The following is a 24,982-nucleotide window of genomic DNA, read 5'->3' as shown; positions in this document are numbered from 1 at the left end:
GCCGGAACGGGTTGATGTTGGGCTGAGGCCATCACCACGATCGCGCGGCGGGTCCTGATCGGCTGCTTGCTCGTTTTGGTGATCTTCTGCAACCGGTGCCCTTCCTCCGGGGACACCTCCCGCACGAATACTTCTGGTTTACGGGCCATCGACACCACCTCCACCGGCAGCATCGCCGTCGGCGAGCACACGATCAAACCGACACCCCGGATTACCAGCGCAACCTATCTGGACGAGGCACTAGGTCTGTGATGCGGTAGCGGCCAGGATTGTGCTCGCGCTGAAGTCAATCGGTGCCGCGGAGGCCGAGCGCGAAGTGGTGGGGCAGATCAGTACACGACGGCGAAAAATTTGTCGGCCGGATCGACGACGACATCGAAGGTATCGCCGACTGCCCAGGGCGGCTGCCGGACCGGGAGATCACAGTCCGTGACGAAGGGGTCGAAACCGGTGCCGCGGATGCGGACCGCGAGCTCGGCGACCTCGGTACCGCCGCGTATTCCGCGGACAGCGATGACCTCGGCGGCCGCGGCGACTCCGGCCGCCGCGAACCTCTTCTCCTCCCGCCTCGGCGGGCGCCGCTGTCGGCGTGGTATCCGGCGACGGCGCGTCAGCCGGTCCGCTCCGGGCCCTGTGTACAGCAGTGCGGCCGCTGCCTGTAGGCAACGGCCGCACGAGTTCTCGTGGATCACCGGGTGCCCCGTGTGGTGACGGGACACCCGGATCTCAACTGTCTCTCATCGAGAACGACTACCCGCGGAGATCAGCGGGACAGACGTGCCTCGATCGCCTCGATGATGCGCGGCCGCAGCTCGGCGGCCCGGATGACGGCGTCGACCGAACCGACCTCGACCGCGCGGTGGATATCGTGCACGCGGTCGAATTCCGCGGCGACCTCACCGAGCTTCTCGGTGCGGACCGAGGACCGGAGTTCATCGAGTTCCGCGGTGAGAGTCGCGCGGTCGGTACCGGAGGCGTTCGCGGCGCGGGCCTCCAGATCCCGGACCCGCGGATCGGCGGCGGTGCGGTTGTCCACCTCACCGGCGAACACCACCGCCGCGGCGGGGGCGCCGCCGAGTACCGAGGCGAACGAGCCCTCCAGCGCGAGGACGGTCATATTCGGGTTCAGCGTCTTGGAGAACACCACGAACGCGCCACCGTGGTAGCGCGAGATCACGCAGAACACGATGGGGCCCTGGAAGTTCACGATCGCGCGGCCGATCTCGGCGCCGTACTCCAGCTGCAGTTTGCGCATCGATTCCGGTGAACCGTCGAAGCCGGACAGGTTCGCCAGGACCACCAGCGGCCGATTACCGCTGGCCGCGTTGATCGCTCGCGCGGTCTTCTTCGACGACCGCGGGAACAGGGTGCCCGCGGTGTAGGTGTCCGGACCGTCGGTGGCCGGGAAACCGCGCCGGGGCACACCTCGGGACTCGATACCCAGCAGGCATACCGGGATTCCGCCCAGATGCGCGTCCTGGACCACCGAGGTCTCGGCGTCGGCCATCCCCGCCCAGCGTTCCAGCACCTCGTGGTCCTGGTCGGCCACCGCCCGCATGACGGTGCGGATATCGAACGGCTTCTTACGGTCCGGGTTGGCGCCGGCGGAGAAGATCTGGCCGACCGTGGTGAAATCGCTGTCCGCCATGGCATGCGGGAAATCGGAGATATCGCGATCCACCGGATCGGTCGTCTGCGCCCGGCGCGGACCCTGCTCGCCGGGGACGACATAGGTGTGGTCGTAGTGCGACATCAGTACGGCCCGGGCGGCGTGCAGGTTCGGCGCCCAGTACTGCGCCTGCCCGTTGGGGCCCATCACCCGGTCGTAGCCGCCGATACCGAAGTTGTCCTCGGCCGAGACACCACCGGAGAAGTCGAGGGCGTGTTTACCGGTGAGGACCATGGCCGAATCCGGGGTCATCACCAGGATGCCCTTGGTGTGCATGAGCATCGTCGCCTCGGCGTTCCAGTACGGCTGGGCGCCGACATTGATACCCGCGACCACGATATTGATCTCGCCACCGTCCTGGGTGAACTCGACGATGCGCTTGAGCGCGGCCGCCACCCAGTCCATGTTCTCGGTACCGGAGGTCATCGAAATGCGGGCGCCGGAGGACAGCGCGTACCACTCCAGCGGGACCTGCAATTTCTCGGCCAGGTCCAGTGCGGCGATCACCCGGCGGCATTCCGGCTCCGACAGCGCGCCCAGCGATTTCGTCGGATCGCCGAGCAGCACCACCCGGGTGACGCCTTCGGGGTGCCGTTCGGTCGGTGTGCTCACCACACCCGCGACCATCGCCGCGGTATTGCGACCCTTGGGCCGGTCGACCGGTACCAGCGTGTGGTCGGCGTCGAGGTCGTACTCGGCGAATTCGCCGAGCAGACCGGTCAGCTCGTAGGGGTACACCGTGTTGCGGCTGCTGGCCCGCAGCACCTTCTGCCGGTAGGCGTCGAGCGGCTCGACCGGATCGTCGGAACGTTCGCCGACGATCACCTCGGTACCACCGGTGGCGTCGAAGGAGATCCGCAGTGCCAGCTTGACCAGATCACCGGTCCGCGCGTCGCGCTGACGCGCGATCAGCAGGATCTCCTCCAGGCCCGCGCCCGTGGTCGTGGGCCGCACCCGCTCGACGATCGTCTCCAGCTCGCCGCGGGTGATATCGATCGGCGGCCAGACGTACATCACGATGCGGTTGGTCTGCAGCCGTTTGGACGACGGCCGTCCGGACTGTGCGCGGCGGATCGAGTCGAGGCAGGTGGCGATGGTGCTCTCGGCCGTCGGCAGGGTGACCAGGCGGCCGTCGTGGTCGCGCAGTGCGGTCAGGTCCCGGACCTGGGCGAAGGCGACGAGACGCTCATCGGCCGGATTCTCCTTGGCGACACACCGGAACAGGTACACCTCCTCGTTGTCCGAGGAAGGCAGCTGGGTGAGGTCGAACTTGTGCAGCCGCTTCATCTGCATCCGCTGCGCGATGTAGGGGTGCAGGCCGCGGATGAGACGTTCCTCGCCGAGACCGGTGGTGGACGGGCGGAACGTGAAGTGGTGGTGCATGACCGCGTTATCGCTGCCCGCGACGGTGGCGGTGATCCGGTGCACCTGGTTGGACACCGGATGGGCGTTGAGCGCCTCCTGCAGTGCCGCCGCCATGGCTTCGAAATCCTCGGGCTGGTTCTCCCAGGACACGTAGATATCGGCCTCGATGGAGGCGGAACCGGTCGACAATTCGGTCAGCCCGCTCACCACCCGGGTGAGGGAGTCGAAGCTCACGGCCGCCGATACCAGGCTCACGCCTTTGCGTTCGGCGACGACGAAGGTGTAGTCGCCGGCTGCCCGGGTACGGACGTCGGTGAGGTCCTTGTTGCCGTAGTAGCGGCGGGTCAGCACCTCCAGCATGGCCGTGTTGTCCGCGGAGCCGCGCGAGAGCCGCTGGCCCAGCAGGCGCACCAGTGGTTCGGTGGCACTCACCATCTCGGCGATACGTCCGGACCGGTCGGCTGCGTCCGGGTGCGCGTCGAGATAGCTGAGATGTTTGCGCGCATCGGTGTAGGCACGGGCCCGGTTGCGGCGCAGCACGGGCTGTCCGTACCAGGCGAAGACCAGACCGCGAGTGAGATCGGCGATCACCGGGAATCGCACCTGGGTCGCGGCGACGAGCCGCTCGAGTGCCAGACCGACGGGTTCGCGCAGCACCCGGTCCGGCATGGGCTCGTTCAGCCATTCCCGCAGCAGTGCCGAGATGACCTCGCCGGTATCGGACGGCCGCTGCTGGGCGAGGAAGATCCGGAACACCGCGGCCTCGAGGTCGGGGGTGCGTTCCAGATCGGTGACGCCGTAGTGCCCGAGGGCCTGGGCGAGCTTCGCGCGGTAGGACTCCGGGAGTCCGGCCCGCTCGGCGTCGAGGCTCTGCAGGTAGGTGTGGAAGTATTCGCGGGCACTGTGGACATGGCCCGGGGCGCTGTCGTCGTCCGACGGCCGGTTGTGGCTCAGCTCGGCCAGGTCGGCGAAGACCTGCACCAGTTCGAGTTCCTCGGCCAGCGGACGGCGATTGTCCGCGACGGCCGCACGGCGTGCCGTGACATAGTCGTCGAGCACCCGGCGGTCGTCGTGCGGGTCGACATCGAAGCCCAGCAGCAGGCTGCGCAGGTCCTGCTGACCGCGGTTCATCTGCTGGTGCGGCCGCGGCCGATCGGATTCCGTGGGCAGATCCAGCTCGACCGTCGCGGTAGCGGCGGTGGCGTCGTCCTGCTCGTCCTCCTCGGCGAGCGGCTCCAGCCGCAGCAGCGGCGCACCCGTTTCCACCTGGCTGCCGACCGAGACGCTGCACTCCTTGAGCCGGGCCCGGAACGGTGCCCGCAGCACGGTTTCCATCTTCATGCTCTCCAGCACCAGTACCGGCGCGCCGGCCTCGACCTCGGCGCCGACTTCGAGCGGGGTGGCCACGACCAGCGCGGGCGCGGGGGAGCGGACGACGCCACCCTCGTCACGGCTGATCCGGTGCGTCACACCGTCGACGTCGACGAGGTGTACCGGTCCGTGGGTGCCGGTGATCAGGCGGTACCGGACGCCGTTGACCACGATCTGGCCGGTGTGCTGGTCGAAACGTTCGAGATCGACGTCGGCGGTACGGATATCGGTACCGGCCTCGATCCCGACGCGGAAGCGGTGCGCACCGATACGGGCGACCCGTACCCGGTAGCTCGCGCCGCGCAGTTTGAGGTCGAGCGGGCGTCCGCTGTCGTGCTGTACCTGGGGACGGCCGCCGGAGGCGGTGGACAGCAAGCGGTGCTGTTCGACCCGCTCTTCTTCCTCGTAGGCATCGATACCGGCGGCGGCCAGCGCGATGGCGGAGTGCCGGTGGGAAACGAGGCGGCCCTCACCGCGTACCCGGTCGATCCAGCCGGTATCGGCGCTGCCGTCGATCACCTCGGGCTGGTCCAGCAGGTCGAGGACGAAGCTCTTGTTGGTCGCGCCGCCTTCGATGATCACCCGGGTCTCGGTGACCGCGCGGCGCAACCGGCCCAGGGCCTCGTCGCGGTTGCGGCCGTAGGCGATGATCTTGGCGATCATCGAATCGAAATCGGCGGGGATGGTGTCGCCCTCGCTGACACCGGTGTCGACGCGGATCCCCGGTCCGGCCGGGAGGTCCAGATGCGCGATGCGGCCGGGGGAGGGAGCGAAATCCCGGTCGGGGTCCTCGGCGTTGAGCCGGGCCTCGATCGCGTGCCCGCGTTCGGCGGGCGGTTCGCCCTCGAGCCGGCCGCCCGAGGCCACGTGCAGCTGGGCGCGCACCAGGTCGAAACCGGTGGTGATCTCGGTGATCGGGTGCTCGACCTGGAGCCGGGTGTTGACCTCGAGGAAAGCGAACAGTTCGTCGCCGGGGTGGTACAGGAACTCGACGGTGGCCGCGCCACGGTAACCGACCGCGACAGCCAGCCGTTCGGCCGACGCCTTGAGTTCGGCCACCTGGTCGGGGCGCAGGACCGGCGACGCCGATTCCTCGATGACCTTCTGGTTGCGCCGCTGCACCGAGCAATCGCGCACACCCAGCGCCCAGGCGGTGCCCTGACCGTCGGCGATCACCTGGACCTCGACGTGGCGGGCGCCGGTGACCAGGCGCTCCAGGAACACGATGCCGCTGCCGAACGCGCGTGCCGCTTCCTGACTGGTGCGATCGTAGGCGTCGACGAGTTCGGCCTCGTTGTTGATCACCCGGATACCGCGGCCGCCGCCGCCCGCGGTCGCCTTCAGCATCAGGGGGTAGCCGATCTCGGTCGCGGCGGCGATCGCGGCCTCCACGGTTTCGACCGCGCCGCGGCTCCACGGCGCGACCGGTACGCCCACCTCTTCGGCGATCAGCTTCGCGCCGATCTTGTCGCCGAGTTTGCGCATGGCGTCGGGGCTGGGCCCGATGAAGGTGACGCCGATCTGCTCGCACAGTTCCGCGAACGCCGGATCCTCGGCGACGAAACCCCACCCGACCCAGGCGGCGTCGGCGCCGGTGGACACCAGTGCGCGTTCGAGGGCCTTCAGGTCCAGGTAGGGGCGGGCCGATGCCGGGCCCAGGTCGTAGGCGATATCGGCTTCGCGGACGAAGGTCGCGTTCCGATCGACATCGGTGTGCAACGCGATGGTCCGCACCGGCTGCCCGGTTTCGGCTGCCAGGTCCCGGACAGCGTGGACAAGGCGCATCGCCGCCTCTCCTCGGTTCACGATGGCGATACGACTGAACACTATCCCTGGCTCCTTCGTCGGTTGGGCATGGTCACGGGTGAGCCGTTTTTCGGCTCGGCTCTGCGTAGTGTGCACCCGCGAGACCACTATGTGCACAGCGTGCGGGGGCTACTCGCCCGTATTTTCGGCGGGCGGGTCGATCGGCCGGGTCGGAAGTGACCGATGGGTCCGGAGAACACTTACCCGAAAGGCATGTCGCAATCCACCGACACGGCGCTACAGTCGCTGATCTATGACCTGATCGAACGACGTCGCGGTGCGGCCGTGGCCGCGATTACGCCCTGGTGACAACGTTCGTCCGGTCTCGCCGGGACGCTCACCTACGCGTCGGCCCGGGGGTGTCCCGGGCCGACGGGCCGGCTCAGTGCAGCAGCGTGCCCAGCTGCCGGGCGGCTGCGCGGACCGCGGTGGCGAGCGCGTTCTCGTCGTCGACCTCGAAGACGGAGATACCGATGGTGGTTTCCGGTTCGCCGCGGCGGCGGGGGACGAGTGCCGAGATACCGAACATCGTCGCGACGACCTCACCGCGGGTGAGCGCGTAGCCGCGGTCGCGCGCGGTCTCGACCTCCGGGCGTTCACCGGGAACGGCAGGGAGGGCGGCCAGCATCGCCAGCCCCGCCGAGCCGCGGTCTATGGGGTGGATCTGACCCGGCCGGAAGGCCACGTGGACCTGCGCGTTGCGCGGTTCGACCACCAGTAGCGCGCGCACTTCGGTCTCGTTCTCCCGTAGTACCAGGTGGGCGGTGGAGCGAGTGCGCTCGGCGAGTTCCTCCATCACCGGCCCGGCGACCGTGCGCAGATCCTGTTCCACCGGCTCGGCGAGGGTTACCAGGCCGGCGCCGAGGGTGACGCGTTTGGTGTGGTCGCGGCGGCACAGCCGGTGCGCTTCCAGCGTGCGGACCAGGCGATGTGCGACGGTCCGGTGCACGCCGACGGTATCGGCGAGATCGGTGATCGAGAGCCCGTGCGGATGCCGGGCCAGCGTTTCCAGGATCTCCAATCCGTGGTGCAGCGTTTTCGACATTCCGGAATCGAGCTGTGCCCCGGCGGCACGTTCGCCCCCGGGGGCAGGGCTGTGGTTCATCGCGTCCTTCTTGACTTTTGTGAGTGGTGACACTTAGCCTTCACTCATATCGCACAGTGCGTGCGATTATCGCACACTCGAGCCGGTGGGGGCAAGCGGAGGCTCTGCGATGATGTCGAGGAGAATTCGATGACCACGGTTTCGGTCGGGGACCTGCCCGATCCGGCGACGATCGCCGCGGTCCACCAGCTGTACGGCTTCCAGAGCGGGCATATCGACAACGGCCGGGCCGCCGACTGGGCGGCCACCTTCACACCCACCGGCGAGTTCCGTTCGCCGAGCTACCCGGAGCCGGTCACCGGGGCCGCGGCCCTCACCGAATTCGCGCGCGCGTTCGACGAAGCGGCCCGGGCCGCGGACGAGGTGCATCGGCACGTCGTCACGAATATCGCGATCCGGCGGCTGGACTCCTCGACCCTCGAGGTCGCCGCCTATCTGCAGATCATCGCCACTCCGCGCGGCGCGGTTCCACGCCTGGTGCGGATGACGACGATCGAGGACCGCCTCGAACACGACGACGGCCGCTGGTCGGTCGCCCGCCGGCGCGTCTCGCGTGACGACGCGCCACAGCGGTAGGCCGCAGCGCGAACCCGCACGGATTTCCACACGATTTCGGAGGAACGACAGATGAGCACCACCACCGAGCAGCTCAACCCCGGGCGTACCGACGCGGCACCGGTGACCGCGCACTACCCGGAAATGGCGGGCAAGGTCGCCGTGGTCACCGGGGCGGCCCAGGGGATGGGTGCGGTGTTCGCGGCGGGCCTGGCGACCCGCGGGGTGTCGGTGGTCGCCGCCGATATCAACGAAGACCAGGTCGTCGCCACGGCCGCGGGGATCGGGGCCGACCTCGCCGTGCGTTCGCTCGCGGCGGAACCGGGACGGGTCGTCGGGATGCGCGCGGATGTGACCACCCCCGCCGACCACGAGAAACTCGCCGAACGCGCCGTGGCGGAATACGGGCGGATCGATTTCTGGATCAACAACGCCGGGATCTTCCCGTTCGCGCTCGCCGAGGACATCTCCCCCGAGCAGATCGGCGCGACCCTGCGGGTGAACGTCGAGGGTGTGCTCTACGGTGCCCAGGCCGCGGCCCGGCATATGGTACCGGGCGGCGCCATCGTGAACATGTCGTCGGTATCGGCGCTGCGGGTGCGCAAGGGGCGCGGCGCGTACTGCACGTCCAAGGCCGCCGTCGCGCATATGACCGAATCGCTCGCCGTCGAACTGGGCGACAAGGGGATCCGGGTGAACTCCATCGCCCCCGGATACATCGATACCGCCATGACCCGTTGGGTACAGGACGATCCGGCCGCACTCGCGCACGCGCTGGAGGTGGTGCCGCTGCATCGTCTCGGCTCACCCGAGGAAGTGTTCGGCCCGCTGCTGTTCCTGCTGAGCGACAGTGCCCGCTACGTCACCGGGCACAGCATCGCCGTCGACGGTGGTTCCCGCCATGTCTGATCGGCTGAACTATCCCGGAGTCGTCCTGGTGACCGGCGCCGCCACCGGCATGGGGGCGGCCCACGCGCGGGCACTGGGCGCGCTCGGTACCCATGTCTGCCTGGCCGATATCGCCGACACCGAGGAACTGGCGGCCGAGATCATCGCCGCCGGCGGGTCCGCCAGCGCGCACCACCTCGATGTCGCCGACCGGGTGGACTGGACCCGGGTAGTAGACGAAATCGGCTCCCGCCGTGGTGAACTCGGCGGTCTGGTCAACAACGCGGGTATTTCGCGGCGGCTCGAGTTCATGGACACCCCGGACGAGATCTGGGACGCGACGCTGCGGATCAACCTGTTCGGTCCCTTCTACGGGATGCAGGCCGTGGCGCCGCTGATGCGTGACTCCGGTGGCGGTTCCATCGTCAACATCTCCTCGATCTCCGGCCAGATCGGATACTTCTCACCGGCCTACTCCGCGAGCAAATGGGGGCTGACCGGGTTATCGAAATCGGCGGCCGGTGGCCTGGCGAAATGGAATATCCGGGTCAACTCCGTCCATCCCGGCTTGGTCGGTACCGCGCTGGTGAGTGGTTCGGGCGGGTTCGTGGAATCGTCCCTGCGCTCCATCCCGATGGGCCGGATGGGCGCGGTGCAGGAGATCACCGATGCCGTCCTGCACCTGCTGTCGGATCGGTCGAGCTATATGACCGGTAGCGAGGTCACCGTCGACGGCGGACTGGTCTCCAACGGGCTGTACCACCGCATCGTGGCCGAGACCGAGGGGAGCCTGTAGTGGACGACGAATTCGATGTCATCGTGATCGGTGGCGGCGGGGCCGGTCTGGCCGCGGCGGTCTCCGCGGCCGAGGACGGCGCCTCGGTGCTGCTGTTCGAATCGGAACGGGAACTCGGCGGATCCACCCAGCTGTCCGCGGGCCTGTTCACCGCTGCCGGAACCAGTGTGCAGCGTGCGCTGGGTATCGAGGATTCGGCGGAGAAATTCTTCCAGCACTACATGGATCTCAACCAGTGGGTGCTGCGGCCGGGACTTGTCCACACCTTCTGCGAGCAGGCCGCGCCTACGCTCGAATGGCTGATCGGCCTGGGAGTGGAGATCCCGGCGGTGGAATCCGGAAACGCCCATCAGCCGGGTCTGGCACGGGCGGGCGTCGAGGATGTGTGGCGGGCCCACGTACCCAAGGATCAGGGTTACGGTCTGGTCCAGGCACTGGACCGGGCTCGCCGCACACACGGCGTGGACGTGGTGCTGAACACCCGCGTGGAAGAACTCCTGGTCGCCGGCGGCCGGGTCGCGGGAGTCGTGGCCGACGGTATCGAGATGCGCGGCGGCGCCGTGGTCGTCGCCAGCGGCGGATTCGCGCAGGACCCCACCTTCGTGGACCGCTACTTCCCGGCCGCGCGCGCGGCGGGTGAATCGCTGTTCGTGGTCGCCGCACCGGGAAGCCGGGGCGATCATCTGCGCTTCGGCGCCGGGGTCGGCGCGGCGCTGGCCGGGCACGGCTGGGGCCTGCTCATGCCGACCGTGTATTTCCAGCGGTATCACCACTGGCAGTCCGGGTTCCCGCCCGCTTCGCGGTTGTACGTCAACCAGGAGGGCCGCCGATTCATGGACGAGGACGCCCCCTACGCGGTGTCCACCGGAATCCTCGATCGGCAGGGCGGCTACGGCTGGATGATCTTCGACGAGAAAGCACGGGTGGGGCTCCCGGCCGGTTACACCGACTGGACCCCCGACCGTGTCGCGGAGGAAGTCGCCGCCGGCCGCACCGCCTGCGCCGCCACCTGGGACGAACTCGCCGCGGCCATCGCGGTGCCCGCACCGGCACTGAAGGCGAGTGTCGATCGGTGGAACGCCCAGCTACCCGCGGGCGCCGACGACGACTTCCGCCGTCATCTCTCGCTCGCGGCCAAGCACAGCGATACACACCTCGAACCGATCACGGAGGGACCGTTCTACGCGGCGAAGATCCTGCCCGCCGAACTGGTCTGCACCCATACGGGCCTCGAAATCGATTCGAATACCGCCGTTCTCGACGCCACCGGGCGTCCCGTTCCGGGACTGTTCGCGGCGGGCGAGGCCGGGGGCGGGGTCCTCGGCCTCCGCTATGTGGGTGGCGGCAACGCCGTCGCCAACGCACTGACTATGGGGCGGATCGCCGGTCGCGCGGCCGCGGCCGAGTCGCACTCTCGGACGAAAGCACAAGGTAACTGACATGTTGGGAAACGAGCTGATGCCCAAAGAAGCGCACCGCTCCGGTTCGACCGGCACCGGATCCGGCGGCCAGTCGTCGGTGAAGGTGGTTCGGGCGGCCATCGTCGGCACCGTGGTCGAATACTACGACTTCGGTATCTACGGGTACATGGCAACCGTGGTCGCCACCCTGTTCTTCGTGTCCGAGAACGAAACAGCCGCGCTGATGGGTACCTTCGCCGCCTTCGCGGTGGCGTTCTTCCTGCGGGTGCCCGGCGGGATCTTCTTCGGGCACATCGGCGACAAGTACGGCCGCAAGAGCGCGCTGTCGTGGACCATCCTGCTGATGGTGATCGCCACCGTGCTGATGGGGTTGATGCCGACCTACGTCACGCTGGGTGTCTGGGCGACCGCCGCCCTGGTGCTGGCGAGGTGCTTACAGGGTTTCGCCGCGGGCGGCGAACTCGGTGGCGCCAACGCCTTCGTCTCCGAATCCGCACCGCGGCGCTGGCGCGCGACACAGACCTCGATGGTCAACTCGGGCACCTACCTCGGGTCGCTCGTCGCTTCGCTGGTAGCGCTTGCGCTGACCTCGGTGTTCTCCGAGGAGACCATCCTGTCCTGGGCGTGGCGGATCCCGTTCCTGCTCAGTGTGGTGATCGGTGTCGTCGGGATCTGGATCCGTAACCATATGGAGGACACCCCGCAGTTCGAGGAGCTCGCCGAGAAGGGTGAGACCAAGAAACTGCCGGTCATCGAACTACTGCGTACCTCCGGTGGTGCCGTGGTCAAGATCGTCTTCCTGGGTGCGCTCATCACCGGCGGCTATTACATCGCCTCGGTGTACGCCGCGACCTATCTGCAGACCGCCGGCGGTCATTCCTCGACCCTGGCCTTCCTGTCGACCTCGCTCGCGCTGGTGCTCGGCGTGATCACCCTGCCGATCGCCGGTTACCTCGCCGACACCTACGGACGGAAACCGGTGTTGCTCTGGGGCAGTGTGGCCGCGGCGGTGCTCGGGGTACCGATGTTCGTGCTGATGTCCGGGGCGGGCGCCTGGCAGGCGGTGGTCGGACAGTCGGTGCTGTTCATCTGTGTCTCGGTGGTCAACGGCGCGTCGTATGTGACCTACGTGGAGATGCTGAAGGCCTCGGTCCGCTACAGCGGTCTGGCGCTGGGCAACAACATCACCAATATGTTGCTCGGCGGCACCGCGCCGTTCATCGCCACCTGGCTCATCGACGCGACCGGTAACTCGCTGGCCCCCGCCGGTTACTTCGTGTTCTGCGCGCTGCTCACACTGGGCACCGTCTTCTTCGTCGAAGAGACCAAGGGCATCGAACTACGGGTGGACTGACCACGAGGGCGCCGCGCGGGACCACCCGCGCGGCGTCCTCGTGCCACCTCTTTCCATTCGCATTCATTTCCACGAGGAGGCAGGTCATGGCGTACTACCGCCAACTCGGCAATGTTCCGCCGAAACGCCACACTCAGCACCGCGACGACAGCGGCCGGCTCTACTACGAGGAGTTGATGGGCGAAGAGGGGTTCTCCTCGGATTCCTCGCTGCTCTACCACCGCGGCATTCCGTCGGCGATCTCCGGCTCGAGCATATGGGAGGTCCCGGACCAGACCACCACGCCGAACCATCCCCTCGAACCGCGGCATCTGAAGCTGCACGAGCTGTTCCCGGCCGGGTCGTGGGCGGAGACCGATGTCGTCACCGGCCGCCGGCTGCTGCTGGCCAACTCCGATGTGCGTATCTCCTATGTGGTCGCGGCGAAGGAGTCGCCGCTGTACCGCAACGCCCTCGGCGACGAGCTCGTCTACCTCGAATCCGGTGCGGCGCGGGTGGAAACGGTGTTCGGTGCGCTCGAAGCGCGGCGCGGCGACTATGTGGTGCTCCCGACCTCCACCACGCACCGCTGGATCCCCCAGGGGAATGAACCGCTGCGCGCGTACGCGATCGAATCGAGCAGCCATATCGTGCCGCCCAAACGCTACCTCTCGCGGTTCGGGCAGCTGCTGGAGCACGCGCCCTACTGCGAACGTGATCTGCACGGCCCGCGCGAGGTATTGCTCGCCGAGGGCACCGATATCGAGGTCCTCGTCAAACACCGCGCCTCCCGGGGCATCGTCGGCACCCGTATGACCTATCCGCGGCATCCGTTCGATGTGGTCGGCTGGGACGGCTGCCTCTATCCGTACACATTCAATATCGATGATTTCGAACCGATCACCGGCCGTGTCCATCAGCCGCCGCCGGTCCACCAGGCGTTCGAGGGCAACGGGTTCGTGGTGTGCAACTTCGTGCCCCGTAAGGTCGACTACCACCCGCTGGCCGTCCCGGTGCCCTACTACCATTCGAACGTCGACTCCGACGAGGTCATGTTCTACTGCGGCGGGAACTACGAAGCGCGCAAGGGATCCGGGATCGACCTGGGTTCGGTGTCGGTGCACCCGGGTGGGCACGCACACGGACCGCAGCCCGGCGGGATGGAACGTTCGCTCGGTCTCGAATACGTGGAGGAGACGGCCGTCATGGTCGATACCTTCGCGCCGCTGGAACTGGGCGAGGGCGCGCTCGCGTGCGAGGATCCCGGGTACGCGTGGTCATGGCTGGGGGAGGCGAGCGCGTGATCCCCGTACTTCTGCGTGGTCTCTGTGACGATGCGGCGCTCTTCCCGCCCGGTAACGCGCCACTGCCCACCGCCTTGGCCGATCACGCTCGCTATCGGGACAGCGATTTCGCCGCGCTCGTCGGGCCGCTGATCTTTCCGATATCCCGGCTCGCCGAACTGGCGGCCCGCGAACCCGGCCCGCTGACCGTCGTCTGCACGGCCCCCGAGGGGCCGGGGACCGTCACGCAGGCGCTGGACCGGGCTGCCGCGATCGACGGGCTCACCCTCGCGGGCCTCGAGATCGCCGTCCCGGCGCAGCTGTCCGCGGCCGAGTTCTTCGCGGCGACAGAATTGCTCGCCACACGGATCACCAGTCTCGACGTGTACATCGAGATACCGCGCGATGATCGGCGCCCGGCCTTCCTGGAGCGACTGGCGGGCTCGCCCTACGCGGCGAAGTTCCGCACCGGCGGGATGGTCGCCGAGGCCTATCCGGACGAGCGTGAACTCGCCCTGGCGCTGCGGTCGGCCGTGACCGCCGGGATCCCGTTCAAGGCGACGGCTGGACTGCACCACGCGATCCGCAACACCGACCCGATCACCGGCTTCGAACAGCACGGCTTCCTGAATCTGCTGCTCGCGACGCATCTGGCCGGCGCCGGCGCCGATACCGGCGCGCTCGAGGCGGTGCTGGCGAACCGGGCCGGCCCGGCCGTCGCCGCCGAGCTGGCCGCCCTGTCCGATACCGAGGCGAGCGCCGTGCGCACCGCGTTCCGCTCGTTCGGTACCTGCAGTATCGGCGACCCGCTCACCGAACTGGTGGACCTGCACCTGTTACCGGCCGCACTGCGGCCCGTCTCGGAAAGTTCTGCTTCATGACCGTTATCGATATCCCCGCCGACTCCCCGTTCGGGATCGACAATCTGCCCTACGGGGTGTTCTCGACCGCCGGATCCGCACCACGCGTCGGTGTCCGGGTCGCGGACAAGGTCGTCGACCTGTCCGTCGTGCTCGGTGACGAAGTGTTCGCGCGCCCGTCACTCAACGATTTCATGGCCCTCGGACCGCAGGCGTGGGCGTCCGCCCGGGCCCGGATCGCCGCATCGGTCCGCGGTGAGGTGCCCGCGCATGCCGTCGCCGACCTCGCCGACGTCGCGATGCATCTGCCCATCGAGGTCGCCGACTACGTGGACTTCTACGCGTCCGAACAGCACGCCACCAATCTGGGCCGGCTGTTCCGGCCCGATTCGGCGCCGCTCATGCCGAACTGGAAGCACTTGCCCGTCGGGTACCACGGCAGGGCCGGCACCGTGATCGTGTCCGGAACCGATATCGTCCGCCCCTGCGGGCAGCGGAAATCGCCCGCCGCCCCGGCACCGTCGTTCGGGCCGTCCCAGCGTGTCGATATCGAAGCCGAGCTCGGTTTCATCGTCGGCGTACCGTCCGAGCCGGGCGCGGTGATCACCCCGGACGAATTCGCCGAGCATATTTTCGGCGCCGTGGTGGTCAACGACTGGTCGGCCCGCGATATCCAGGCCTGGGAGTATGTACCCTTGGGTCCGTTCCTCGGTAAGAGTTTCGCGACGTCGATCTCGCCGTGGGTCGTACCGCTGGCCGCTCTGGAGGCCGCCCGGATCGATACCCCGGTCCAGGACCCCGAACCGCTGCCCTACCTGCGCGGAGACCAGAAGTGGGGCCTGGATGTCGATCTCACCGTCGAGTGGAACGGGCAGCTGGTCTCCCGGCCGCCCTATGCGCAGATGTACTGGTCGCCCGCGCAGATGCTCGCCCACACCACGATCAATGGGGCCGCGGCGCGCACCGGCGACCTGTTCGCCTCCGGCACCATCTCCGGTGACCGCAAGGACCAGCGCGGCGCGTTCATCGAACTCACCTGGGGCGGAGCCGAACCTGTCGAGGTCAACGGTGAACCTCGCACCTTCCTCGAAGACGGCGACGAGATCGCCATCGCGGCCACCGCACCCGGCCCGGGGGGCTCCCGGATCGGTTTCGGTGAGGTACGCGCTCGAATCCTGCCCGCCACGCAGGCCGGCCGATGAGCGCGAAGGTGGCGGCATCGGCCGCCGCGGCCGTCGCCGATATCGCCGGCGGCGCGTCACTGGCTGTCGGTGGTTTCGGCCTCTGCGGTATCCCCGACGCGTTGATCGCCGCGATCGCCGCGGGCCCGGCGACCGGTTTCGAGGTCTACTCGAACAACTGCGGTGTCGACGACTACGGACTCGGAATCCTGCTCTCGGCCAAGCGCATCGCGCGCGTCACCGCGTCCTATGTGGGGGAGAACAAGGAGTTCGCCCGGCAGTATCTCGCCGGAGAGCTGGAAGTCGAACTCACACCGCAGGGCACGCTGGCCGAAAGGCTGCGGGCCGGCGGCGCCGGAATACCGGCGTTCTACACTCCGGCCGGTGTGGGTACGCCGATCAGCGAGGGCGGTCTGCCCTGGCGGTACCGGCCCGACGGGTCGGTGGCGGTGGCCTCCCCACCCAAGGAGGTGCGCGAATTCCACGGTAGGCGTTTCGTCCTGGAGGAAGGGATCCGCACCGATTTCGCGCTGGTGCACGCCGTCGTCGGAGATACCGAGGGAAATCTGGTGTTCGACAAGACCGCGATGAACTTCAATCCGCTCGCCGCCATGGCCGGGAAGGTGACCATCGCCCAGGTGGAACGACTCGTCGAACCCGGTGCACTGGATCCCTCGCAGATCCATCTTCCCGGTGTGTTCGTCCAGCGGATCGTGGATACCGGGCCGCAGGACAAGCGAATCGAGAAGCGGACCGTGCAGGAGGCGACGGTATGAGCTGGACCCGGCAGCAGATGGCGCGACGGGCCGCCGCGGAGATGCGTCCCGGTGAGTACGTGAACCTGGGCATCGGACTGCCGACGCTGATCCCGAACTATCTACCGCCGGAGGTGAAGGTCGTCCTGCACTCGGAGAACGGCATCCTCGGCACCGGCCCCTATCCCACCGCGGACGCGGTCGATCCCGACCTGATCAACGCGGGGAAGGAGACCGTGACGGTCGATGCCGGTGCGGCCTTCTTCGATTCGGCGCTGTCGTTCGGCATGATCCGCGGCGGGCATATCGATACCGCGGTACTCGGGGGTATGCAGGTGTCGAGAACCGGTGACCTCGCGAACTGGATGGTTCCGGGCAAGGTGGTCAAGGGGATGGGTGGCGCCATGGACCTGGTGCACGGCGCCCGCCGCGTCATCGTCGTCATGGAACACACCGACCGCGCGGGTGGTGCCAAGATCGTCGAGCAGTGCACCCTGCCGCTGACGGGTCAGGGGGTGGTGCAGCGGATCATCACCGATCTGGCCGTCATCGATATCGGCAGCGATGCCCTGGTGCTGCGCGAACTCGCACCGGAGGTGGAGGTGGAGCAGGTGCGGGCGGCGACCGGTACCGATCTCGTCGTCGATCTCCTCGCCACCACCGGAGGTAATGCGCGGTAGCGGTCGCCGGCTCGGCAGGTGGGGGCACGAGGCCCGCCGCCGGTGCCCGGCGTATTCGACGTGCAGCCCGCGGTCCCGCGCCCGGACCGCCGGTACCGAACGGTCGAGCTCCGGCGCGATCTCGGACCGGCCCCGGTGACGTTCCCGAGACGAGCCCGCCGGCCCCGAGGGTGACTCGGCAAGAAGCGGCCGGAGTAGCATCCAAGTATCCCTCGACGAGTCGAGATCTTGATGCACGAACTCGCGATCGCGCAGAGTGTCATCGACGCCGTGTGTGACCACGCGGCGGGGCGTGCCGTGTATCACGTGACCGTCGATGTGGGGGTGCTGACCGCGGTCGTGCCCGATGCCCTGCGATTCGCTTTCGAGATCGCCGCCGAGGGCACCGTCGCGGACGGCGCGAACCTCGATATCCGGTCCGTACCGGGTGCGGCGCACTGCCGCGACTGCGGTGCGGACTTCCCCGTCACCGATCTGCTCCTGCTCTGCCCGTGCGCAAGCGCGGATGTGGAGATAAGGGGCGGCCGGGAACTGCGGATCCGGTCGATGGAAGTGAGCCGAGAATGTGCGCAACCTGCGGATGTGGAAACGACACGATAGGCGTGATCACGGTCGGGCGCGACGGACCGGCCGATCCCGAACACGGCCGGGACGGGCCGCCGCACTCCCATGGTCCCGGCCACGAGCATTCACCTGACGATGTGGCCCCACATACCCATCCACCGGCGACCGAGACGGTATCGCTCGAGCAGAAGGTGCTCGCACGCAACGACCACCTCGCTCAGCACAACCGGGAGTGGCTGCGTGCCCGCGGCATCGTGGCGCTGAACATGACCAGTTCCCCGGGAGCGGGGAAGACCACGCTGCTCGAACGGACGATTCGCGCGCTGCCCGATGCCCCGATCGCCGTCATCGAGGGCGATCAGGAGACCGTACGAGATGCCGAGCGGATCGCCGCGACCGGAGCTCGGGCGGTGCAGGTCAACACCGGAGCCGGCTGCCACCTGGACGCCGAGATGACGCGCCGGGCGGTGCATGCGCTGGGTCCCGCACCGAGCACGCTGCTGTTCATCGAGAACGTCGGCAACCTCGTCTGCCCCGCGCTGTTCGATCTGGGTGAATCCCGGAAGGTGGTGATGATCTCGGTGACCGAGGGGACGGACAAACCCCTGAAATACCCGCATATGTTCGCGGCCGCAGGTCTGGTGCTGGTGAACAAGATCGACCTGCTGCCCTACGTCGATTTCGATCTCACCGCCTGCGCCGCGTACGCGCACGCGGTGAACCCCGGCGTCGAGATACTGCCGATCTCGGTCACCACGGGCGAGGGGCTCGAGCACTGGTACGAATGGCTCGCGGACCAGCGCCGGGAGGCCGCCACGAGCCTTGAGGGTGCGGGTCACCCCGTCTAGACTGTTGTGATCAGAGTCACAATCCGTGGTCTATGAGCCGGAACGGCCAGTCCCCGCTTCGACTCCGGAAGGTGGCAGCGTATGCCAACTCAGGAAGCGGTCCGAGCCGAAGAGACCTTGATCCACGTGCTCTGGATCAATGCCGGTCTCAGTTGTGATGGCGATTCGGTGGCGTTGACCGCCGCCACCCAGCCCAGTGTCGAGGAAATCGCCCTCGGCGCCCTCCCCGGTCTCCCCCAAGTCGCGGTGCACTGGCCGCTCATCGACTTCGAGTGCGGTCCCAACGGTGGTGCCGACGATTTCCTCGAATGGTTCTTCCGGGCAGACCGTGGCGAACTCGACCCGTTCGTGCTGGTCGTGGAGGGATCGATACCCAACGAGCAATTACACGAGGAGGGCTACTGGTGCGGATTCGGTAATGATCCCGCCACCGGCCAGCCCCTGACCACCAGCGAATGGCTGGATCGTCTCGCCCCGAAGGCCACGGCCGTCGTGGCGGTCGGTACCTGCGCGACCTATGGCGGTATCCACGCGATGGCGGGTAACCCGACCGGCGCCATGGGCGTGCCCGACTATCTCGGCTGGGACTGGAAGAGCAAGGCCGATATCCCCATCGTCTGCGTGCCCGGTTGCCCCATCCATCCGGACAATCTGTCGGAGACCCTCACTTACCTGCTCTATACGGCCACCGGCCAGGCGCCGATGATCCCGCTCGACGAGGCCTTGCGCCCCAAATGGCTGTTCGGCGCGACCGTGCACGAGGGTTGCGACCGTGCCGGCTACTACGAAGAGGGCGATTTCGCCACCGAGTACGGGTCACCGAAGTGCATCGTGAAACTGGGCTGCTGGGGCCCGGTGGTCAAATGCAACGTGCCGAAACGCGGCTGGATCAACGGTGTGGGCGGCTGCCCGAATGTGGGTGGGATCTGTATCGGTTGCACGATGCCCGGCTTCCCCGACAAGTTCATGCCGTTCATGGACGAACCACCCGGCGGAAAGCTCTCGTCCACTGCCTCTGGCGTCTATGGATCCGTGGTCCGCAGCCTCCGCAGCATCACCGGTCGCACGGTCGACAAAGAGCCACGCTGGCGGCACCGCGGCGAAAAGCTCGAGACCGGCGCGACCCGAACCTGGTAGGAGGTATCTCCGATGACACAGATCATCCCCGAGCCGTCGCATCGGACGATCGAACCGGACAGTCTCGTCGAGATGGCATGGGACCCGATCACCCGCATCGTCGGCAGCCTGGGTATCTACACCAAGATCGACTTCGATAACAACGAAGTGGTGGAATGCCACAGCACCTCGTCCATCTTCCGCGGCTACTCCGTGTTCATGCGCGGCAAGGACCCGCGCGACGCCCACTTCATCACCAGCCGTATCTGCGGTATCTGCGGCGACAACCACGCGACCTGCTCCTGCTACTGCCAGAACATGGCCTACGGAGTGCAGCCGCCACACCTCGGTGAGTGGATCGTCAACCTCGGCGAGGCGGCCGAGTACATGTTCGACCACAACATCTTCCAGGAGAACCTCGTAGGCGTGGACTTCTGCGAGAAGATGGTCGCCGAGACCAATCCCGGTGTGCTCGCGGTGGCCGAGCGGACCGACGCACCGCACGCGGCGGCACACGGATACCGCAAGATCGCCGACATCATGCGTGCGCTCAATCCGTTCACCGGGGAGTTCTATCGGGAAGCCCTGCAGGTGAGCCGGTACACGCGCGAGATGTTCTGCCTGATGGAGGGCAGACATGTACACCCGTCGACGCTGTACCCCGGCGGTCCCGGGACGGTGGCGACCGTGCAGCTGATGACCGATTACATGACCAGGCTGATGCGCTATGTCGAGTTCATGAAGAAGGTCGTGCCGATGCACGACGATCTGTTCGACTTCTTCTACGACGCGATACCCGGCTACGACAAGGTCGGCCTGCGGCGCACGCTGCTGGGCTGCTGGGGCTCGTTCCAGGACCCCGAGGTCTGCAACTTCGACTACACGGATATGGAGGACTGGGGTCGCAAGATGTTCGTCACCCCGGGCGTGGTGGTCGACGGCGAGCTCCTCACCACCTCCCTGGTCGATATCAATCTGGGCCTGCGGATCCTGCTGGGCAGTTCGTACTACGAGGACTGGACCGATCAGGAAACGTTCGTGCTCACCGATCCCCTGGGCAATCCGGTGGACCGGCGCCACCCCTGGAACCAGCACACCAACCCCAAACCGCAGAAGCGCGACCTGGACGACAAGTACAGCTGGGTCATGTCGCCGCGCTGGTTCGACGGCAGCCAGCATCTCGCCCTGGACACCGGCGGCGGTCCGCTGGCGCGGCTCTGGGCGACGGCGCTGGCCGAACTGGTCGATATCGGATATGTGAAGGCGACCGGCCACAGTGTGCAGATCAACCTGCCCAAGACCGCGCTCGCGGGCCCGGTCACGCTGGAATGGAAGATCCCCGCGCACGGTAGCAACACCATCGAACGCGACCGTGCCCGTACGTATTTCCAGGCCTACGCCGCGGCCTGCGCGCTGCACTTCGCGGAGAAGGCACTGGCGGAGATCCGGGCCGGCCACACCAAGACCTGGGAGCCATTCGAGGTGCCCGAGGAGGGCATCGGTTGCGGTTTCACCGAGGCGGTGCGCGGTGTGCTGTCGCACCACATGGTGATCCGGGACGGGAAGATCGCGAACTATCACCCGTATCCGCCGACCCCGTGGAACGCCAGTCCGCGCGACAGCTACGGCACGCCGGGCCCGTACGAGGACGCGGTCCAGGGTCAGCCGATCTTCGAGGAGAACGACCGCGAGCACTTCAAGGGCATCGACATCATGCGCACGGTCCGCAGTTTCGACCCCTGCCTGCCGTGTGGTGTGCACATGTACCTGGGTAAGGGGCAGAGCCTGCGGAAACTGCATTCACCGACGCAGACGCTCACACCGGAGTGAGTCCCGTAGCGATACCGGCGACGGGAGGGTGAGGTGGACGCATCCCCACGGGAGCAGGACGGCACAGCACCCGACGAGCAGCGCTGGCGGGCGGCGGGCGACCGTATCGAAACGCTGCTGGAGGCGAGTTCGGCGGGCGGCACCGTCGCGCGCGAACGTGCCGAGCAGTTGGTGCGCGAAGTGGTCGAGTTGTACGGCGCGGGACTGGCCCGGGTGGTCGACCTGCTGGACACGGGAACACTCGAGCTGCTGGCCCGTGACGACCTGGTGGCGAGCCTGTTGCTCGTGCACGGGCTGCACCCGCACGAGGTGGACGTCAGGGTGCGGGCCGCACTCGACAGTGTGCGGCCGTATCTGGGTTCACACGGCGGTGATGTCACCCTGGTCGGCATCGTCGACGGGGTGGTCCGCCTGGAACTGACCGGCAGTTGCCGCAGCTGTCCTTCCTCGTCGGTGACCTTGGAACTGGCCGTGGAAGACGCGGTACGTGCCGCGGCCCCCGAGATCGAGGCCATCGAAGTCGTTGCGGCGCAACCTGAACCGGCGGAGCCGATCGCGCCCGAATCGCTGTTCTCCCGGGTGCGGTCGAACGATCGTGCGCCGGGCAGTTGGGTGGCGGTCCCCGAACTCGCCGAACTCGGTCCGGGCGAGGTGGGCGGGTTCACCGTCGCCGGACTCACGGTGCTGGCCTGCCGGGTGGGTGAGCAACTGTTCGCCTATCGGGACCATTGCCCGGCCTGTGCGCATTCGCTCGCGGGCGCCGCGCTGCACCGGCGGGCCGGAGCCCCGGTCGGTGACGCGGTACTGCGCTGCCCGGTCTGTCGCGCGCATTACGATGTCGTACGGGCCGGTGCGCGTATCGACGGCGACGGTCACCTCGAACCGCTCCCGGTCCTGGTGCGTTCCGGTGAACTGTCGGTGGCGGTACCGGTGGGGGTGCCCGGGTGAACACGCCGTTGGGAGTGCTGCGGCGGATCACCGCCGAGCGTCCGCCCGCGCCGCGGGTGGGGGAACGCTGCGAGATGTGCGCCGAGCCGATCGCCGCCGAGCACCAGCATGTCGTGGATATCGAAGGCCGGCAGCTGATGTGTGTCTGTCGCGGCTGCTACCTGCTGTTCGTCGACCAAGAGGCAGCGTTGCGGTACCGGGCGGTGCCCGCGCGCTATCTCGCCTTCCCCGGCTTCACGATCGGCCCCGCGGAGTGGGACGCATTGGAGATACCCGTGGGGCTCGCCTTCTTCTTCCACAACTCCGCGTCGGACCGGACCGTTGCCTTCTATCCGGGACCCGCGGGCGCCACCGAATCGGAACTTCCACTGGCGCAGTGGAACACGATCCTGCGGCGCCATCCGGAACTGGACGTGCTCGCCGCCGATGTCGAGGCCCTGCTGATCCGCGTCCCCGAGAACGACACCACGGAGGCGAGCTGTCTGCTGCTGCCGATCGACGCGTGCTACGAATTCGTCGGCCGGATGCGGCTGCTGTGGCGCGGTTTCGACGGTGGGCAGGATGTCCGTGACTATCTGGACGAGTTCTTCGCGGCGGTCTCGGCCCGGGCGCGACCGGGCGGTGCGGTATGAGTCCTGTGCACTCGACGACGTTCGCGGTTCTCGAGATCGGGCCGCAGCCCTACTCCGTCGCGCCGATCCTGTCCGCTCGGGTCGGCATCGCCTCGCTCGCGGACGAACCCGTGCACGCGATCGCGCTCCGCGCGCAGGTACGGATCCAGCCGTCGCGCCGCCGCTATACCGACGAGGAGGGCGCGGGGCTGACCGACCTGTTCGGCGCTCGCGATCGGTGGCGGGATACGCAGCGATCCTTCCTCTGGATGCACTGCGCCACCATGGTTCCCGGGTTCTCCGGCGGCGCCGAGGTCGATATGCCGATGCCGTGTACCTACGACTTCGAAGTGACCGGGTCGAAATACCTGCACGCCCTGCGTGACGGCGCGGTGCCGTTGCTCTTCCTGTTCAGCGGCACGGTTTTCATCAAGGGCAGCAACGGATTCGCGATCCAGCAGATCCCCTGGGATCGCGAGGACGCGTTCGATATGCCGGTCTCGGTCTGGCGGGACCTGATGGCCGCGCATTTCCCGAACACCGGCTGGGTCCGCCTGCACCGGGACACCCTCGACGCGCTGGCCGCGTACAAATCCGGCCACGGCCTGCTCGGGTTCGACGAGGCGGTGACCCGGCTGCTGGCAGGGAGCGAGGAAGTACCGTGACCGCCGATCCGCTCGCCCGGGCGCGCGCCGTCGCCGACGCGGTGCTCTACGAGGGCTATCTGCTCTACCCCTATCGAGCGAACGCGCGTAAGAACCTGTCGCGCTGGCAGTTCGGCGTCCTGGGCCCACCGGGGGCAGCCGCGGCCGGGTTCGGCGAAGAGCCGTCCCTATCGGCCGGATTCCTGCTCGACCCGGGTACGGACCCGATGCTGACGTGGACGATCCGGTTCCTCCAGCTCCAGCGGCGGCAGGCGATCGACGGCGACGGCCGGGCCCGCGCCGAACTGTCCGCCGGCGCGCGGTCGTGGCTGACCTGGGACGAGGCCGTCACACAGGAGATCGTCATCGGACCGGCCGCAGTGGAGTCCTTCGTACGTCCGCTGACGGTTTCCGGGGGTGTCGACACCGAGGAGGTCGACGACGCCGCGGGCCGGACGGTCGGGGCACTGGTGCGCACCCGGCAGCCGCTCGCCGGCGAGTTCGAGGTCGCCGCCGTGCCCGACGGCCGGTTCCTGCGGCTCACGGTGGAGGTGCGCAATGCGGACGCACCGGCGACCGGGCCCCAGGACGCCATCGCGCGTTCGCTGATCGGCGCGCACGTCCTCGGACAGGTTACCGGCGGACAGTTCGTCTCGTCGCTGGACCCACCGGCCGAGGCCGCGCCGGCGGTCGAACGCTGTGCGCGGCACCGGTGCTTCCCGGTACTCGCGGGTCCGCCGGACGATCACAGCCTGCTGCTCATTTCGCCGATCATCCTCTACGACCACCCCGAGATCGCGGAGCAGAGCGCGGGGGAGCTGTTCGACTCCACCGAGATCGACGAGATCCTCACCCTGCGTGTGATGACGATGACCGACGAGGAGAAGGCACAGGCGCGGGCGACCGATCCGCGCGCGGCCGAGATCGTGGACCGCTGCGACGCCGCAACGCCGGAAGCGATGCGGCAGCTGCACGGTGTGCTGCGGGAGCCCCGGCTCGACCGGCCCCGTCCGGTACCCGAGGTACCGGACGGATTCGACTGGTGGGATCCAGTGGCCGACAGCGCCGTCCGCCCGGATATCGACGCGGTGCCGGTGGCGGGCGTGCTGGTGCACCGGGGTAGCCGGGTCCGGCTGCACCCGTCCCGGCGCGCCGACGCCCAGGATCTGTTCGTCGACGGTGCGGCCGCGCGGGTGGTCTCGGTGCACCAGGACGTGGACGGGGATTCGCACGTAGGGGTCGTACTGGACGACGACCCGGCGGCCGAACTGCACGAATGGTTCGGCCGGTACCTCTATTTCGCGCCCGACGAACTGGAGCCGCTCGACAGTCCCGAGAAGTGAAAGGAAGTTC

Annotated in this window: 21 protein-coding genes; 18 read left to right on the top strand and 3 right to left on the bottom strand. The window is 67.9% G+C overall.

The window, feature by feature from the left end; genetic code table 11:
* Nucleotides 1-329: 329 nt before the first annotated feature.
* The 3 genes from IEY68_RS30970 to IEY68_RS30960 all read right to left on the bottom strand — a co-directional run bounded on the left by IEY68_RS30970 (nt 330) and on the right by IEY68_RS30960 (nt 7,316).
* Entirely contained in the window at nt 330-692 is a 363-nt protein-coding gene (locus IEY68_RS30970; RefSeq protein ID WP_189094583.1) for a hypothetical protein, read from the bottom strand.
* Nucleotides 693-763: 71 nt separating this feature from the next.
* Entirely contained in the window at nt 764-6,232 is a 5,469-nt protein-coding gene (locus IEY68_RS30965; RefSeq protein WP_058856173.1) for an ATP-binding protein, read from the bottom strand.
* Between the two features lie 361 nt (nt 6,233-6,593).
* Nucleotides 6,594-7,316, bottom strand: coding sequence for an IclR family transcriptional regulator (locus IEY68_RS30960; RefSeq protein WP_058856209.1), 723 nt, complete (start codon nt 7,314-7,316; stop codon nt 6,594-6,596).
* 129 nt (nt 7,317-7,445) lie between these two features.
* Here IEY68_RS30960 and IEY68_RS30955 point away from each other — a divergent pair, with 129 nt between their 5' ends.
* The 18 genes from IEY68_RS30955 to IEY68_RS30870 all read left to right on the top strand — a co-directional run bounded on the left by IEY68_RS30955 (nt 7,446) and on the right by IEY68_RS30870 (nt 24,972).
* A complete protein-coding gene (locus IEY68_RS30955) occupies nt 7,446-7,892 on the top strand; it encodes a nuclear transport factor 2 family protein (protein ID WP_058856174.1) in 447 nt (148 codons plus the stop codon).
* 51 nt (nt 7,893-7,943) lie between these two features.
* Nucleotides 7,944-8,780 carry an SDR family NAD(P)-dependent oxidoreductase gene (locus IEY68_RS30950; RefSeq protein ID WP_058856175.1) on the top strand — a complete coding sequence of 279 codons (837 nt, stop codon included), beginning with the start codon at nt 7,944-7,946 and terminating at the stop codon, nt 8,778-8,780.
* On the top strand, nt 8,773-9,555 hold the full coding sequence (locus IEY68_RS30945) for an SDR family NAD(P)-dependent oxidoreductase (protein WP_058856176.1): 783 nt from the start codon (nt 8,773-8,775) through the stop codon (nt 9,553-9,555). Before IEY68_RS30950 ends, IEY68_RS30945 begins: the two co-directional genes overlap by 8 nt.
* Nucleotides 9,555-10,994, top strand: coding sequence for an FAD-dependent oxidoreductase (locus IEY68_RS30940; RefSeq protein ID WP_058856177.1), 1,440 nt, complete (start codon nt 9,555-9,557; stop codon nt 10,992-10,994). Before IEY68_RS30945 ends, IEY68_RS30940 begins: the two co-directional genes overlap by 1 nt.
* Before the next feature lie 19 nt (nt 10,995-11,013).
* Complete coding sequence (locus IEY68_RS30935) at nt 11,014-12,330, top strand: MFS transporter (protein ID WP_063000459.1); 1,317 nt, start codon at nt 11,014-11,016, stop codon at nt 12,328-12,330.
* Between the two features lie 86 nt (nt 12,331-12,416).
* The gene (locus tag IEY68_RS30930; RefSeq protein WP_058856178.1) at nt 12,417-13,613 is read left to right on the top strand and encodes a homogentisate 1,2-dioxygenase; all 1,197 of its coding nucleotides are present in this window, start codon (nt 12,417-12,419) and stop codon (nt 13,611-13,613) included.
* Nucleotides 13,610-14,473, top strand: coding sequence for a hypothetical protein (locus IEY68_RS30925; RefSeq protein ID WP_229719145.1), 864 nt, complete (start codon nt 13,610-13,612; stop codon nt 14,471-14,473). The genes IEY68_RS30930 and IEY68_RS30925 overlap by 4 nt, the downstream gene beginning before the upstream one ends.
* Nucleotides 14,470-15,654 carry a fumarylacetoacetase gene (fahA, locus tag IEY68_RS30920; protein WP_058856180.1) on the top strand — a complete coding sequence of 395 codons (1,185 nt, stop codon included), beginning with the start codon at nt 14,470-14,472 and terminating at the stop codon, nt 15,652-15,654. Before IEY68_RS30925 ends, fahA begins: the two co-directional genes overlap by 4 nt.
* A complete protein-coding gene (locus tag IEY68_RS30915) occupies nt 15,651-16,409 on the top strand; it encodes a CoA transferase subunit A (RefSeq protein WP_058856181.1) in 759 nt (252 codons plus the stop codon). The genes fahA and IEY68_RS30915 overlap by 4 nt, the downstream gene beginning before the upstream one ends.
* A complete protein-coding gene (locus tag IEY68_RS30910; RefSeq protein WP_058856182.1) occupies nt 16,406-17,068 on the top strand; it encodes a 3-oxoacid CoA-transferase subunit B in 663 nt (220 codons plus the stop codon). Before IEY68_RS30915 ends, IEY68_RS30910 begins: the two co-directional genes overlap by 4 nt.
* A 231-nt stretch (nt 17,069-17,299) precedes the next feature.
* On the top strand, nt 17,300-17,668 hold the full coding sequence (locus IEY68_RS30905; protein ID WP_058856183.1) for a hydrogenase maturation nickel metallochaperone HypA/HybF: 369 nt from the start codon (nt 17,300-17,302) through the stop codon (nt 17,666-17,668).
* A complete protein-coding gene (hypB, locus tag IEY68_RS30900) occupies nt 17,632-18,480 on the top strand; it encodes a hydrogenase nickel incorporation protein HypB (protein WP_058856184.1) in 849 nt (282 codons plus the stop codon). Before IEY68_RS30905 ends, hypB begins: the two co-directional genes overlap by 37 nt.
* Before the next feature lie 81 nt (nt 18,481-18,561).
* Entirely contained in the window at nt 18,562-19,617 is a 1,056-nt protein-coding gene (locus IEY68_RS30895; protein WP_058856185.1) for an NADH-quinone oxidoreductase subunit B family protein, read from the top strand.
* A 12-nt stretch (nt 19,618-19,629) separates the two neighbouring features.
* The gene (locus IEY68_RS30890; protein ID WP_058856186.1) at nt 19,630-21,426 is read left to right on the top strand and encodes a nickel-dependent hydrogenase large subunit; all 1,797 of its coding nucleotides are present in this window, start codon (nt 19,630-19,632) and stop codon (nt 21,424-21,426) included.
* A gap of 33 nt (nt 21,427-21,459) precedes the next feature.
* On the top strand, nt 21,460-22,374 hold the full coding sequence (locus IEY68_RS30885; protein WP_058856187.1) for a NifU family protein: 915 nt from the start codon (nt 21,460-21,462) through the stop codon (nt 22,372-22,374).
* Nucleotides 22,371-23,006, top strand: coding sequence for a DUF5947 family protein (locus IEY68_RS30880; protein WP_058856188.1), 636 nt, complete (start codon nt 22,371-22,373; stop codon nt 23,004-23,006). Before IEY68_RS30885 ends, IEY68_RS30880 begins: the two co-directional genes overlap by 4 nt.
* Entirely contained in the window at nt 23,003-23,650 is a 648-nt protein-coding gene (locus IEY68_RS30875) for a DUF6084 family protein (RefSeq protein ID WP_058856189.1), read from the top strand. Before IEY68_RS30880 ends, IEY68_RS30875 begins: the two co-directional genes overlap by 4 nt.
* Nucleotides 23,647-24,972, top strand: a complete 1,326-nt coding sequence (locus IEY68_RS30870; RefSeq protein ID WP_058856190.1) for a hypothetical protein — start codon at nt 23,647-23,649, stop codon at nt 24,970-24,972. The genes IEY68_RS30875 and IEY68_RS30870 overlap by 4 nt, the downstream gene beginning before the upstream one ends.
* Nucleotides 24,973-24,982: the final 10 nt, after the last annotated feature.

The organism is Nocardia jinanensis (assembly GCF_014645735.1).
GTDB lineage: Bacteria > Actinomycetota > Actinomycetes > Mycobacteriales > Mycobacteriaceae > Nocardia > Nocardia jinanensis.
The sequence above is the reverse complement of the archived record's forward strand: the minus strand, read 5'-3'. Positions and strand labels throughout refer to the sequence as shown.

Excerpts from the sequence above, each read along its gene's own strand:
- IEY68_RS30960 (WP_058856209.1), bottom strand. The coding sequence starts at position 7,316 with ATGAACCACAGCCCTGCCCCCGGGGGCGAACGTGCCGCCGGGGCACAG.
- IEY68_RS30955 (WP_058856174.1), top strand. The coding sequence starts at position 7,446 with ATGACCACGGTTTCGGTCGGGGACCTGCCCGATCCGGCGACGATCGCC.
- IEY68_RS30950 (WP_058856175.1), top strand. The coding sequence starts at position 7,944 with ATGAGCACCACCACCGAGCAGCTCAACCCCGGGCGTACCGACGCGGCA.
- IEY68_RS30945 (WP_058856176.1), top strand. The coding sequence starts at position 8,773 with ATGTCTGATCGGCTGAACTATCCCGGAGTCGTCCTGGTGACCGGCGCC.
- IEY68_RS30935 (WP_063000459.1), top strand. The coding sequence starts at position 11,014 with ATGCCCAAAGAAGCGCACCGCTCCGGTTCGACCGGCACCGGATCCGGC.
- IEY68_RS30930 (WP_058856178.1), top strand. The coding sequence starts at position 12,417 with ATGGCGTACTACCGCCAACTCGGCAATGTTCCGCCGAAACGCCACACT.
- fahA (WP_058856180.1), top strand. The coding sequence starts at position 14,470 with ATGACCGTTATCGATATCCCCGCCGACTCCCCGTTCGGGATCGACAAT.
- IEY68_RS30915 (WP_058856181.1), top strand. The coding sequence starts at position 15,651 with ATGAGCGCGAAGGTGGCGGCATCGGCCGCCGCGGCCGTCGCCGATATC.
- IEY68_RS30910 (WP_058856182.1), top strand. The coding sequence starts at position 16,406 with ATGAGCTGGACCCGGCAGCAGATGGCGCGACGGGCCGCCGCGGAGATG.
- IEY68_RS30905 (WP_058856183.1), top strand. The coding sequence starts at position 17,300 with ATGCACGAACTCGCGATCGCGCAGAGTGTCATCGACGCCGTGTGTGAC.
- hypB (WP_058856184.1), top strand. The coding sequence starts at position 17,632 with ATGTGCGCAACCTGCGGATGTGGAAACGACACGATAGGCGTGATCACG.
- IEY68_RS30895 (WP_058856185.1), top strand. The coding sequence starts at position 18,562 with ATGCCAACTCAGGAAGCGGTCCGAGCCGAAGAGACCTTGATCCACGTG.
- IEY68_RS30890 (WP_058856186.1), top strand. The coding sequence starts at position 19,630 with ATGACACAGATCATCCCCGAGCCGTCGCATCGGACGATCGAACCGGAC.
- IEY68_RS30875 (WP_058856189.1), top strand. The coding sequence starts at position 23,003 with ATGAGTCCTGTGCACTCGACGACGTTCGCGGTTCTCGAGATCGGGCCG.